The following is a 12885-nucleotide window of genomic DNA, read 5'->3' as shown; positions in this document are numbered from 1 at the left end:
GGACCGATAGCCAACGTCGTGCCAGTTCGCACCGACCACCGGAGCCCGGCGAGAATTTGGTGCACCGCCCCGATGCCCTAAGCTGTTCAGGAATCACATGCCTGTGTAGCTCAGTCTGGTAGAGCATCCGCTTCACACGCGGAAGGCCCGGGGATCGAGGCCCCGCGCAGGCACCACAGGACGCCGGCAGCGGCGACACGGGAGGGCCGGTACCGCTTACGTCGGTACCGGCCCTCCCCGTGGTCGGTGCGACCCATGGTCGTCACGGCCAGGGCCACCTTGCACAGCAGCACCCCGGGCACCAAGGATGGAGCCATGGACTTCACACCCAGCACAGCAATCGTCACCGGCTCCGACTCGGGCATCGGCCGGGCCACTGCCCTCTCCCTCGCGGAGGCCGGCTGCGCCGTCGGGGTCACCTGGCACTCGGACCAGGACGGCGCCGAGGAGACCGCACGCCTCGTGCGCGAGAAGGGGGTCCGGGCCGCCGTCGCGCACCTCGACACCATGGATGCACCGGCGTGCGGTGATGTCATCGACGCACTCGCGGAGGAACTCGGTGGTGTGGACGTCTTCGTCAACAATGCCGGCATCAACGGCGGCACCATGTTCATGGACACCGACTGGGACCTCTGGCGGAACACCATCGGTGCGAATCTCGACGGCGCCTTCGTCTGCATCCAGCGCGCCGCGAAGCGCATGATCGACGCCGGTCGGGGCGGGCGCATCATCGCGGTCACCAGCGTCCACCAGGTACAGCCGCTGGTCGGCTCGGCGGCCTACGACGCCTCGAAGCACGGACTCGGCGGACTCATCAAGACCATCGCGCTGGAACTCGCCGACCGCGGGATCACCGCCAACGCCGTCCTGCCCGGTGAGATCAACACGCCCATGAACGATTCCGAGGAACAGGACCCGGAGACCATGGACCGCCCCGGGATCCCGCTGGGCCGGCCGGGATCGGCGAAGGAGGTCGCCGACGTCGTCGCCTTCCTCGCCTCCGGCGCCTCCAGCTACGTCAACGGCGCCTCGTTCGTGGTGGACGGCGGGATGCTCCTGATGGGCACGCAGGCGGGCTCACATCTCACGAGTGGGGACTGGCGCACGCTCTAGCCCCCGAAACAGCAGAAATGACGGGTTCCGCGTCTCGGGACCCGTCATTTCTGTAATCTCGCCGAGCCTGGGGCTGCTACCGGACCACTGCCGAGCGCAGCAGCTGCAGGGTCATGACCGCGCTGACGGCGATGATCACGACGGCGGCGGCCGCCAGCCACCACAGCCGGAAGTCGGCGAGCACGGACCCGGTGATCAGCGGGATGACGAGAGCGAGCAGGCCGAGGAGGACGATCGCCAGACCGGCTCCGAGGAAGATCGGTCCGCGATTTCCGAAGCGTGCCCAGGACGCCCCGAACAGGGCCCCGATGGTCAGCGCGCCGAGGCTGCCGAGGAACACCGTGGGCAGCAGGATCAGCAGATTGCCGGTCCCGAGGTAGTAGACGTCGAAGATGTAGATGCCCACGAACCAGTGATCGGTGGCCAGCTCCACCAGCAGGAGTACGGCGTAGATGAGCGCGAGATACGCGGAGGTGACGGCGGCCCATACCAGGGTGCCGGCCACGAATGCTTTCCTGGTGGAGCCGAGCGTCAGGGCGAAGGGGAACGTGGTGGCGATCGACTGGACCCCCATGTAGACGAGGAAGCCCAGCAGCCCGAAGACCATGCCACCGTTGCTTCGTGCTCCGTCGATCCATTCCTCGGACCCGGGAGTCCCGCCGGCCCGCCAGATGATGAGGACGATCAGGGCTGAGATGACGGCGATAAGCCCCACAATCTGCAGGGGGACCCCGAACGTCATGTTCTTCTTGGTGAGATGCAGCCGGGTGGCCGCCTGGATGCTGTTCATGCGCTGATTCCTTCCTTGCTGGAGTCCTGCAGGGCGTCCCCGGAGCCATAGGCCACCGCGAGATCCTGCAGCGATGCGCCCTTGACCCGGACGCCGAGGGTTGCCGCACGCGAGCGGGCGTCGTCGTCGAGCCTGCCGGTGACGGTGGACGTCTGCAGACCGCCGATGGAGTGGCTGTACAGCACCGGGTAGTCCGCGGCGAACGCCTGGACGGCGTCGGCCACACCGCTGACGCACATCGCGAGATGACGGGCCTCCTCGGCCTCCGTCCGGAGAACCACCCGACCGCGGTCCATGAGCACGATGTGATCGAAGAGCGACTCCGATTCGTCGATGAGGTGCGTGGAGAGCAGAAGCGTGCGCGGATACAGACCGAGATCGCGGAGCAGGATGTCGTGGAACAGCCCGCGGGCCGTGGCGTCGAGGCCGAGGTACGGCTCGTCCAGCAGGGTGATCGGTGACCGCGACGCGAGCCCGAGGACGATGGCCACGGCGGAGAGCTGACCCCTGGAGAACTTCCTGATCGCCGGTTTCCTCGGCAGCCGGAACCTCTCCACCAGTTCGGCAGCGAGTTCGCCGTCCCAGTACGGTGCGAAAGCAGGGGCGATACCCAGGACGTGATGCAGGAAGTAGTCGTCGGGATACCGCTGGTTATCGCGCACGAAGCTGATCCTGGAAAGGACCGCCTCGTTCTCGAACGGGTCCTCGCCGTCCACGAGCACCCGACCGGTCGTCGGTCTGTCCTGTCCGGAGATCAGCGACATCACGGTGGTCTTGCCCGCACCGTTCCGGCCGAGCACGCCGCAGATGGCCCCCTCGGGTACGGCCAGGGTGACATCCTGCACGGCATCGTCACTGCGGAAGCTCCGGGTGGCGGACAGTAGTTCGATTGCATGCGTCATGGGGTGTACTCCTCCTTGATCATCTCTGCCAACTCGACGGGATCGATGCCGACGGCCCGGGCCTCCCTGATGAGCGGCCGGACGTATTGCTGCGGGAAATCCGTTCTGCGCTGCTTGAGGAGCTGGGACCGCGCGCCGGGAGAAACGAACATGCCGACACCCCGCTTCTTGTACAGGATGCCCTGCTCCACGAGCACATTGAGTGCTTTCCCCGCCGTAGCAGGATTCATGTGCAAGAAGGTGGCGAACTCGTTGGACGACGGCACCGCCGCATCCTCCGGGTAGGTCCCGGCCACGACGTCGTCGGCGATCTGCGTGGCGAGCTGCTGATAGATCGGGCTGTCCTCGGTGAACACCGAACCTCCTTGGTCCATTACTACACTAATGAACCTAAGAGGTGTGGAATAGCGTGTCAAGACCTCGAGCATCGCGGGCCACCCGTTCGTGAACTCCCGTTCACCGACTGTTTTCCGGCTGTGTTTTCTCCACCTGTAACGTGGCTCCGGTGAGAAACCGAGCCGTCGTGTCCCTGGCCCTTGCCGCCGCCCTCGGGGTGAGCGCCTGCGGCTCCGACTATCCCCTGGGAGCCGAGCAGGAAGCGGCAGCGGAGAACGGGGACATGAGCCTGCGGGGGTCCATCACCGGCGCGGGATCCTCCGCCCAGGGCCCGGCGATGGATGCCTGGCGCGCGGGTTTCGCCACGCAGTACCCCCGCGCGCAGGTGCAGTACTCGCCCGATGGCTCAGGCGCGGGGCGCGGGGCGCTCCTGGCCGGGGCCGTCTCCTTCGCCGGCTCCGATGCGTACCTCAGTGACGAGGAGCTCGATGCGTCACGGGAAGCCTGTGGGCCCGGCGGCGCGTTCGACATCCCCGCCTATGTCTCCCCCATCGCCGTCGCCTTCAATCTCCCCGGCATCACCGAGCTCAACCTCGACGCCGCGACGATCGCCCGGATCTTCAGGGGGGAGATCACCCGGTGGGACGACCCCGCGATCACGGAGCAGAACGACGTCGACCTGCCGGCACTGGCGATCTCCGCCGTCAGCCGATCGGACGACTCCGGCACCACCGAGAACTTCACCGACTACCTGCATGCCGTGGTTCCCGAGGTCTGGCCCGAGGAGGCCGACGGAACCTGGCCGTCCGGTCTCGACAACGAGAACGCGAAGGGCAACGCCGGAGTGGTCAGCACGGTGACAGCCACCGAAGGAGCGGTCACCTACGCCGACGACTCGGCCGTCGGGGAGCCTCTGGGACGCACTGCTCTGCTGGTCGGCGATGACTACGTCCCGGTCAGCGCCGAGGCGGCCGCTGCCGCCGTCGACCTCGCGGCCCGTGTTCCGGGCCGCCAGGACTACGACATAGCGCTGGAACTCGACCGCTCCACGGATGATGCCGGCGTGTACCCGCTGGTCCTGGTGTCCTACCACATCTATTGCGCCCAGTACGAGAACGAACCGACGGCCGACGTCGTGCGTGCCTTCGCTACGTACGCGGTCAGCCCGGAGGGCCAGGCCGAGGCGGCCGAGGCGGCGATGAGCTCACCGATCTCGGCCGAGCTCTCCCGCCAGGCCACCGACGCGATCGCCACCATCGACGTCGCGGAGATCCCCTAGGACACAACAAGAGGCGGACCCTGCTGGGTCCGCCTCTCGTTCGCCCGCACATCAGTTCGCGCGTGGACCACCCGAGTCGGGGTCGTTCGTCGAGGTGTCCGGCACCGCGTCGTTCGCCGGTACCGCATCCCCGGTCTCCCCCGTCGGAGGCGCGTCCACCTCGCCACGCCAGGCGCCGGTCTCCCCGCCGCTCTTCTCGATGAAGGACTTGAACCGCTTGAGATCGCCCTTCACCTGGATCGCATCGGCGTTCACCACGGACCCGACCTTCTCCACGAACGATTCCGGGCGCCAGTCGATCTGCACCATGAGCCGCGTGGTGCTCTCGTCGAGCCGGTGGAACGTGACCACACCTGCATGCGACTCGCCGTCGGTGCTCTTCCAGGCGATCCGCTGGTCAGGGTGCTGCTCGGTGATCTCGGCGTCGAACTCACGTTTCACCCCACCGATGCTCGTCACCCAGTGGGTCATGGTCTCCGAGGACTGCGTGATGGAGTCCACCCCATCCATGAACCGGGGAAAACTCTCGAACTGGGTCCACTGGTTGTAGGCCGTGCTGACCGGTACTGCTACATCGATGGATTCCTGCACTGAAGCCACGAGGGTTCCTCCTTCTCGGGTGCTCCGGAGCCGCCCTCACCTCCTTTCGCGGAGATCGGCACGGCCTGACCGTAAGTTCCCTCAGCGTATTGATTCCGGTTGGGTTTGGCCAACACCGGGGCTACGCTGAAAAGAAGTCCCCGGCACCCTGCAGCGCGAACAACGGGCGTCCCGGAGGAGGTATTTCTCTAGCACTGGAGGATCAATGAAGGCTTCACCCACCCTGACGAACAACATGCAGGCGGTCCTCGTGGACCTCGTCGAACTGCACCTGCAGGGCAAGCAGGCTCACTGGAACGTGGTCGGCAAGAACTTCCGCGACCTCCACCTGCAGCTGGACGAGATCATCGACGACGCCCGTACCTTCGCCGACGACATGGCAGAGCGCATGCGCGCACTGCACGCGGTGCCGGACGGCCGCAGCGTGGCAGTGGCCGAGGGGACGAAGATCGCAGCCTTCCCCGCCGGCCTCGTCTCCACCAAGGACACGGTGAGCCTCGTGGTCAGGATGCTGAAGGCCACCGTCAAGACCATGCGGGACGTCCACGACCAGATCGACGAGGAGGACCCCACCACGGCCGACCTGCTCCACGGGTTCATCGCGAAGCTCGAGCAGTACGCCTGGATGGTCGACGCCGAGAACATGGAACCCACCGCCGAGGTCGTCACTCCGGACGGCACCGACGAGGCCACTGTCTGATCTCCCGCGCCGTCACGTGACGGTCACCTGGTGGAGGGGAAGTACCCGACGGGTACTTCCCCTCCACCTTTTCTGCTGTCCTCATCCCGGGCCCAGCGCCGCGAATACCTGATCCACCCAGGAACCACGAACCGGGTGACTCAGGAAACGCGTCTGAATACCAGGGTCCTGAGACCCTATTGCGGATATCAGACGTCACTACAGTTTCCGTCATGGCTACCCCTCCTGTAGCGCCGGCTACCGATGGTCCCGCGTCCGACGCCCTGCTCAAGCTCGGGCAGTTCTTCACGAGGTGGGACCAGAGCCCGGACCGCCGCGCGGTGTTCCGTTCGGGCGGACGCGCCGGTGACGCGTTCTACCGGAACCGTTGGAGTCACGACAAGGTGGTCCGTTCCACGCACGGGGTGAACTGCACGGGTTCGTGCTCATGGAAGGTCTACGTCAAGGACGGGATCATCACCTGGGAGGCGCAGGAGACCGACTACCCGTCGGTGGGCCCGGACCGCCCGGAGTACGAGCCCCGCGGCTGCCCCCGCGGAGCAGCGTTCTCCTGGTACACCTACTCACCCACCCGCGTGCGCTACCCGTACGTGCGTGGCGTACTGCTCGGCATGTACCGCCAGGCCAAGGAAGAGGTGGGCGGGGATCCGGTGCTCGCCTGGCAGGCGGTGGTGAGCGACCCGGAGAAGCGCCGGGCATTCCAGCAGGCCCGTGGCAAGGGCGGGCTGGTGCGCTCGAGCTGGCAGGAGGCCCTGGAGATGACCGCCGCCGCCCACGTGCACACGATCAAGACCTACGGACCCGACCGGTGCACCGGGTTCTCCCCCATCCCGGCCATGTCGATGGTCTCCCACGCGGCCGGCGCGCGGTTCATCAACCTCATCGGCGGAGTGATGAACAGCTTCTACGACTGGTACGCGGACCTGCCCGTTGCCAGTCCTCAGGTCTTCGGCGACCAGACGGACGTCCCGGAGTCCGGCGACTGGTGGGACGCCACCTATCTCATGATGTGGGGCTCCAACATCCCGGTGACCCGCACCCCTGACGCGCACTGGATGGTCGAGGCACGCTACCGGGGGACGAAGGTCGTCTCCGTCAGCCCCGACTACGCCGACAACACCAAGTTCGCCGACGAGTGGCTGCCGGCCCAGGCCGGCACGGACGCCGCCCTGGCCATGGCGATGGGACATGTGATTTTGAAGGAGAACTTCGTGGACCGAAGGGTCCCGTTCTTCGAGGACTACGTGGTGCAGTACACCGACTTACCCTTCCTCGTCACCCTCGAGCAGCGAGCGGACGGCGCCGTGGTGCCGGGTAAGTTCCTCACCGCCACGGACCTGGGCAACGCCGAGGCGGGAACTTCCGACGCGGCGTTCAAGACGGTGCTGATCGATCGGGATGCGGGCACCCCGGTGGTGCCCAACGGGTCGGTGGGGTTCCGGTACAACGAGGCGGACGAGGGGAAGTGGAACCTGGATCTGCAGGGCGTGCGGCCGGCGCTGTCGATCTCGGACGCGGCCTCCTACACCGGGACCACGAGCGCGGTGGAGCTGCCCGCCTTCACGGATGCCACCGGCGAGGGTTCGGTGGTCCACCGCGGAGTGCCCGTCACGGAGGTTGCCGGACGGCGGGTCACGACGGTCTTCGACCTCATGCTCGCCCAGTACGGGGTGGGCAGGGCGGGACTGCCCGGACAGTGGGCATCAGGGTACGACGACGTCGCCACGCCCTACACCCCGGCTTGGCAGGAGGAGATCACCTCGGTCCCGGCTCAGGCCGTGGCCCGCATCGCCCGGGAATTCGCGACCAACGCGGAGAAGTCAGGAGGCCGGTCGATGATCATCCTGGGTGCCGGCATCTGCCAGTGGTACCACGGGGACGTCACCTACCGGGCCATCCTGGCGATGCTCATGCTCTGCGGCTGCCAGGGCCGCAACGGCGGGGGATGGGCGCACTACGTCGGTCAGGAGAAGGCCCGCCCGATCACGGGCTGGGCGGCGATGGCGGCAGCCACCGACTGGACCCGTCCGCCGCGGTTCATGATCGGCACGGCCTTCTGGTACATGCACACCGACCAGTTCCGCTCCGACGGCTATTCCTCCGACTCGTTGCAATCGCCTCTGGCCCAGGGCCATCTGAAGGGCACGCACACCGCTGATGTGGTCGCCAAGTCCACCCGGATGGGGTGGATGCCGTTCTTCCCGCAGTTCGACCGGAATTCACTCGATGCGGCCGACGCGGCCATCGCGGGTGTGGCCCGCGGTGAGGCTGCCGACGAGGCGCAGTGGGTCGCGGACCGGCTCAAGGCCGAGGACATGCGCTTCGCGGTGGAGGACGTCGACGCCCCGCAGAACTGGCCTCGCACCCTGATCCTGTGGCGCTCCAATCTGCTGGGTTCCTCGGCCAAGGGCGAGGAGTACTTCCTCAAGCACCTGCTGGGCACTCATCACAACGTCATGGGGGAGGACCACGCCGGGTCACGGCCGAAGGACGTGACCTGGCACGAGGAGGCTCCCGAGGGCAAACTCGACCTGCTCGTCTCGGCCGACTTCCGGATGACCAGCTCCACGCTGCTCTCCGACGTCGTGTTCCCGGCGGCGACCTGGTACGAGAAGCATGATCTCTCCTCGACCGACATGCACCCGTACGTGCACGCCTTCACCCCGGCGATCAACCCGCCGTGGGAGGCCAAGACGGACTACGACCTGTTCCGGCTGCTGGCCGAGGAGTTCTCCCGGCAGGCCAGCGCCCACCTGGGCGTGCGGAAGGACCTTGTCGCCACTGCACTCACCCACGACACCCCCGGCGAGCTCGCCCAGCCCGGAGGCCACGCTCCGGACTGGAAGGGCACTGACATCCCGGCCGTGCCGGGGAAGAATCTGCCGGAGCTGAAGATCGTGGAACGGGACTACGCCGCGGTGGGGCAGAAGTTCGCAGCCGTCGGGCCGCTGGCGGAGAAGCTGGGATTCACCACGAAACACATCACCTACGACGTGACCCATCAGGTCGGGCAACTCTCCCGGATGCACGGGGTCTTCGACTCCGGTGCCGCGGCGGGCCGACCGGCGGTGGACACCGACGCGCGGATGGCCGAGGCGATCCTGCTGTTCTCCGGCACCACCAACGGGGAGCTGGCCGTACAGGGATTCGAGACGCTCGAGCAGCGCACAGGAGTCCAGCTGGCGGATCTGGCTCGCGGATCCCAGGAGAAGCGGATCACCTTCGCCGACACCCAGGCCGCTCCCGTGCCCGTAATCACCTCCCCGGAGTGGTCGGGCTCGGAGACCGGGGGCCGGCGCTACGCCCCGTTCACGATCAACATCGAGCGCCTCAAACCGTTCCACACCCTCACCGGGCGGATGCACTTCTTCCTCGACCACGACTGGATCAAGGACATGGGTGAGTCCCTGCCGATCTATCGTCCGCCCCTGGACATGCACCGCCTGTTCGGGGAGCCCCAGCTCGGGCAGCGTGGGGAGTTGTCGATCGCCGTACGGTACCTGACCCCGCACAGCAAGTGGTCGATCCATTCGGAGTACCAGGACAACCTGTTCATGCTCTCCCTCTCCCGCGGCGGCACCACGGTGTGGATGAGCCCCCAGGACGCCGCGCTGATCGAGGTCTCCGACAACGACTGGGTCGAGTGCGTCAACACCAACGGCGTCTACGTGGGACGGGCCATCGTCTCCCACCGCATGCCGGCCGGGGTGGTCTATGTCCATCATGCCCAGGAGCGCACCATCGACGTGCCGAAATCCGAGGCGACCGGCCGCCGGGGCGGGATCCACAACTCGGTCACCCGCATCCTCGTCAAACCCACCCACATGATCGGTGGCTACGCACAGCTGTCCTGGGCCTTCAACTATCTCGGGCCCACCGGCAACCAACGCGACATCGTCTCCGTGGTCCGCAAGCGTTCCCAGGAGGTGCGGTACTGATGCGAGTCATGGCCCAGGTCGCCATGGTGATGGCGCTCGACAAGTGCATCGGGTGTCACACCTGTTCGGTGACGTGCAAGCAGGCGTGGACGAACCGCGCCGGCACGGAGTACGTCTGGTTCAACAATGTGGAGACCCGCCCCGGTCAGGGGTATCCCCGCCGGTACGAGGACCAGGAGAAGTGGAAGGGCGGCTGGGAGCTCAACCGCCGCGGCAATCTCAAGCTCAAGGCGGGCGGGCGATGGGCGAAGCTCTTCGGCCTGTTCGCGAGTCCTGTCCAGCCCGAGCTCAATGACTACTACGAGCCGTGGACCTACGACTACGAGAACCTGATCACCGCTCCGGCCGGCACCGACTTCCCGGTGGCCCGGCCCAAGTCCCTGATCACCGGCGAGGACATGAAGATCGAGTGGTCGGCCAACTGGGACGACAATCTGGGAGGCGCGCCCCAGCTGGGCCATCTGGACCCGGTCGTGGAGAAGGTCCGGCGGGAATCGGAGGACAAGATCAAGTTCGAGTTCGAACAGACCTTCGCCTTCTACCTTCCCCGGATCTGCGAGCACTGCCTGAATCCCTCCTGCATGGCCTCCTGCCCCTCCGGTGCGATCTACAAGCGCGCCGAGGACGGGATCGTGCTGGTGGACCAGGACCGGTGCCGAGGCTGGCGCCAGTGCATCACCGGCTGCCCGTACAAGAAGATGTACTACAACCACAAATCCGGTAAGGCGGAGAAGTGCACCTTCTGCTACCCCCGAATCGAGGTTGGCATCCCCACCGTGTGCGCGGAGACGTGTGTGGGTCGCCTGCGCTACATCGGCATCGTCCTCTACGACGCCGACCGGGTCAGCGAGGCCGCCGCGACCCCGGACGAGCAGGACCTCTACGCGGCCCAGCTGGACATCATGCTCGATCCTCATGACCCTGAGGTGGTCGCCGCGGCCCGTGCCGAGGGCATCCCCGAGGACTGGCTCGACGCCGCACGCCGATCCCCCGTCCATATTCTCGCCAAGGAGCTACGGGTGGCTCTGCCGCTGCACCCGGAGTACCGGACCATGCCCATGGTCTGGTACGTCCCGCCGCTGTCCCCGGTGGTGGACCTGCTCAAGGACCAGGGACACGACGGCGAGGACGCCTCCACCCTGTTCGGGGCCATCGACGCCCTGCGCATCCCGGTCGAGTACCTCGCCGAGCTGTTCACGGCCGGGGACACCGGGACGATCCGGGAGGTACTCGGCAAACTGGCCGCCATGCGTTCGTACATGCGCGACATCGCCCTCGGTGAGGACCCGGACGAGGGCATCGCCGAGGCTGTCGGGATGACCGGTGCCGAGATCCGGAAGATGTACCGGCTCATGGCGATCGCCAAGTACGAGGAACGCTACGTCATCCCCTCCGCCCACTTGGAGGATGCACACAACCTCGAGGAGATCGGCTGCTCCCTCGACGTCGACGGCGGGCCGGGCATGGGTCAGACCGGCGTGTTCGGCGAGGCCTCCGGCCGACCGATGCCCGTGGCGATGGAGAACTTCAACGCCCTGCAGGCACGGCAGCGCGGCGAGGATCCCACCGGCAACGAGGACCTGACCGGACGGGTCAACCTGCTCAACTGGGACGGCCGGGGCAATCCCCAGGGGCTGTTCCCGCCCGACAGCGGACCCGGGAACGGAACGACCTGATGGGCGTGCTGGAGAAGCTGCTCGGCAAAGCCGGACCGGGAACCGTCGATCCCGGCACCTATACCGACACCGACCCCCGCCGCAGCGCCGTGATCCGCCAGGCCACCGCTCTGCTCCTCGGCTACCCGGACCGCCAGCTTCTGACGATGCTGCCGACCCTTCGTGCTGCCCTCGAGGAGGTGGCAGCTCCGGTGGAGGAGATCGAGGAACTCCTCGACTGGTTCACGGCCCGGCCGCTGGAGCAGGTGCAGGCCGACTACGTCCAGGAGTTCGACCTCTCCCGCCGTCACAGCCTGCACCTGACCTACTGGACCGACGGCGACACCCGCCGTCGTGGGGAAGCCCTGGCAGCGTTCAAGGAGATCTATCGCTCCCACGGGGCAGAGCCCGGGGAGTCCGAGCTTCCGGACTATCTGCCGCTGGTGCTGGAGTTCGCCGCGAAGGTCTCCCCGGAGGACGGTTACGAGCTGCTGCAGCGCTACCGCCCCTCCCTCGAACTGCTGCGGCTCGCACTGCGCGACGACCACCTTCCGCACCGCGGCGCCGTCGCCCTCGTGTGCTCCACCCTTCCCGGGGTCTCACCGGAGGACCGCGACGCCGTGATGCGGATGGCCGGGTACGGTCCACCGACCGAGTCCGTCGGCCTGGATCCCTACGACCCCCGGTTACTGCCTGTCAGCCGAAGGAGCACCCCATGAACCGCGTGGCCCCGATCGTTCAGAACGCTGATGTGGGCGTAGGCAGCATCGTGCTGTGGGGTGTACTCCCATACGTGGTGCTGGCCGTCGTGGTCGGCGGCACGGTGTGGCGCTACAGGTACGACCAGTTCGGCTGGACCACCCGGTCCTCGCAGCTCTACGAGTCCCGCATCCTGCGCATCGCCTCACCCCTGTTCCACTTCGGGATCCTCGCGGTCCTCGCCGGTCACATCATGGGGCTGTTCATCCCCGCGTCCTGGACTGCAGCGGTGGGCGTGACCGAGGGAATGTACCACTTCATGGCCCTGAGTATCGGTACGATTGCCGGAATCGGCACCCTGCTGGGAATCGTCCTGCTCGTCTGGCGTCGCCGCACCACCGGCCCCGTGTTCATGGCGACCACCAGGAACGACAAGTTCATGTACGTCATGCTTCTGGCCGCCCTGCTGACGGGACTGGCGACCACCGTCATCTCGGTGCTCGACCAGTCGGTCGCGGACTACCGGCAGACCGTTTCCCCGTGGTTCCGCTCGATCTGGATCTTCCAGCCGGACGTGGCTGCCATGACCGCGGCCGGGCCATCGTTCAAACTCCACGCGCTATGGGCAATGGCACTGTTCGCGATCTGGCCGTTCACCCGGTTGGTACACGCGTTCACAGCACCCGTGCACTACCTCTTCCGCCCGTACATCGTCTACCGCTCCCGCGGCACCGGCTCCTCGTCGCATCATCACTCATCGGGCCACCGCGGTTGGGAACCCGTGGGCACGCAGGACAGGGCCCACGGCAGCACGAAGGTGTCCACGCGTCGCAAAGGTGCAGGTCGCCGTTGATGTCCCGTTCCATCCACCGA

At 66.8% G+C, this 12885-nt stretch carries 11 protein-coding genes and 1 tRNA gene; 8 read left to right on the top strand and 4 right to left on the bottom strand.

Features of this window, described 5'->3' with window-relative positions:
- Positions 1-99 precede the first annotated feature (99 nt).
- Positions 100-176, top strand: a tRNA-Val gene (locus tag E8P82_RS02300).
- A 139-nt stretch (positions 177-315) separates the two neighbouring features.
- Positions 316-1113, top strand: a complete 798-nt coding sequence (locus tag E8P82_RS02295; RefSeq protein ID WP_136452845.1) for an SDR family oxidoreductase — start codon at positions 316-318, stop codon at positions 1111-1113.
- A 76-nt stretch (positions 1114-1189) separates the two neighbouring features.
- On the opposite strand, the gene E8P82_RS02290 is transcribed toward E8P82_RS02295, so the two are convergent.
- From E8P82_RS02290 to E8P82_RS02280, 3 genes are read right to left on the bottom strand one after another with little or no spacing between them, the layout of a single operon-like run.
- The gene (locus tag E8P82_RS02290; protein WP_136452844.1) at positions 1190-1903 is read right to left on the bottom strand and encodes a hypothetical protein; all 714 of its coding nucleotides are present in this window, start codon (positions 1901-1903) and stop codon (positions 1190-1192) included.
- Positions 1900-2805, bottom strand: coding sequence for an ATP-binding cassette domain-containing protein (locus tag E8P82_RS02285; protein ID WP_136452843.1), 906 nt, complete (start codon positions 2803-2805; stop codon positions 1900-1902). The genes E8P82_RS02290 and E8P82_RS02285 overlap by 4 nt, the downstream gene beginning before the upstream one ends.
- A complete protein-coding gene (locus E8P82_RS02280) occupies positions 2802-3161 on the bottom strand; it encodes a GntR family transcriptional regulator (protein ID WP_246020886.1) in 360 nt (119 codons plus the stop codon). Before E8P82_RS02280 ends, E8P82_RS02285 begins: the two co-directional genes overlap by 4 nt.
- A gap of 149 nt (positions 3162-3310) precedes the next feature.
- Here E8P82_RS02280 and pstS point away from each other — a divergent pair, with 149 nt between their 5' ends.
- Positions 3311-4420 carry a phosphate ABC transporter substrate-binding protein PstS gene (gene pstS / locus E8P82_RS02275; protein WP_246020885.1) on the top strand — a complete coding sequence of 370 codons (1110 nt, stop codon included), beginning with the start codon at positions 3311-3313 and terminating at the stop codon, positions 4418-4420.
- A gap of 51 nt (positions 4421-4471) precedes the next feature.
- Here pstS and E8P82_RS02270 read toward each other — a convergent pair whose 3' ends face one another.
- Positions 4472-5020 carry an SRPBCC family protein gene (locus E8P82_RS02270; RefSeq protein ID WP_136452840.1) on the bottom strand — a complete coding sequence of 183 codons (549 nt, stop codon included), beginning with the start codon at positions 5018-5020 and terminating at the stop codon, positions 4472-4474.
- A 205-nt stretch (positions 5021-5225) separates the two neighbouring features.
- On the opposite strand from E8P82_RS02270, the gene E8P82_RS02265 reads away from it, so the two are divergent.
- The 5 genes from E8P82_RS02265 (at position 5226) to narI (ending at position 12865) form a co-directional block, all read left to right on the top strand.
- Entirely contained in the window at positions 5226-5720 is a 495-nt protein-coding gene (locus tag E8P82_RS02265) for a Dps family protein (protein WP_136452839.1), read from the top strand.
- 212 nt (positions 5721-5932) lie between these two features.
- The gene (locus E8P82_RS02260) at positions 5933-9658 is read left to right on the top strand and encodes a nitrate reductase subunit alpha (RefSeq protein ID WP_136452838.1); all 3726 of its coding nucleotides are present in this window, start codon (positions 5933-5935) and stop codon (positions 9656-9658) included.
- Positions 9658-11334, top strand: coding sequence for a nitrate reductase subunit beta (narH, locus tag E8P82_RS02255; protein ID WP_136452837.1), 1677 nt, complete (start codon positions 9658-9660; stop codon positions 11332-11334). Before E8P82_RS02260 ends, narH begins: the two co-directional genes overlap by 1 nt.
- Complete coding sequence (gene narJ / locus E8P82_RS02250) at positions 11334-12032, top strand: nitrate reductase molybdenum cofactor assembly chaperone (RefSeq protein WP_136452836.1); 699 nt, start codon at positions 11334-11336, stop codon at positions 12030-12032. Before narH ends, narJ begins: the two co-directional genes overlap by 1 nt.
- Entirely contained in the window at positions 12029-12865 is an 837-nt protein-coding gene (gene narI, locus E8P82_RS02245; protein ID WP_136452835.1) for a respiratory nitrate reductase subunit gamma, read from the top strand. Before narJ ends, narI begins: the two co-directional genes overlap by 4 nt.
- Positions 12866-12885 lie beyond the last annotated feature (20 nt).

The sequence above is a fragment of the Arthrobacter echini genome (assembly GCF_004803505.1).
Classification (GTDB): domain Bacteria; phylum Actinomycetota; class Actinomycetes; order Actinomycetales; family Micrococcaceae; genus Arthrobacter_D; species Arthrobacter_D echini.
Note: the sequence above shows the minus strand (reverse complement) of the source record. Positions and strands in the feature narration are given on the sequence as shown.

Bases quoted from the DNA above. Each gene is read 5' to 3' on its own strand.
- E8P82_RS02295 (WP_136452845.1), top strand. From the start codon at position 316: ATGGACTTCACACCCAGCACAGCAATCGTCACCGGCTCCGACTCGGGC.
- E8P82_RS02290 (WP_136452844.1), bottom strand. From the start codon at position 1,903: ATGAACAGCATCCAGGCGGCCACCCGGCTGCATCTCACCAAGAAGAAC.
- E8P82_RS02285 (WP_136452843.1), bottom strand. From the start codon at position 2,805: ATGACGCATGCAATCGAACTACTGTCCGCCACCCGGAGCTTCCGCAGT.
- E8P82_RS02265 (WP_136452839.1), top strand. From the start codon at position 5,226: ATGAAGGCTTCACCCACCCTGACGAACAACATGCAGGCGGTCCTCGTG.
- E8P82_RS02260 (WP_136452838.1), top strand. From the start codon at position 5,933: ATGGCTACCCCTCCTGTAGCGCCGGCTACCGATGGTCCCGCGTCCGAC.
- narH (WP_136452837.1), top strand. From the start codon at position 9,658: ATGCGAGTCATGGCCCAGGTCGCCATGGTGATGGCGCTCGACAAGTGC.
- narJ (WP_136452836.1), top strand. From the start codon at position 11,334: ATGGGCGTGCTGGAGAAGCTGCTCGGCAAAGCCGGACCGGGAACCGTC.
- narI (WP_136452835.1), top strand. From the start codon at position 12,029: ATGAACCGCGTGGCCCCGATCGTTCAGAACGCTGATGTGGGCGTAGGC.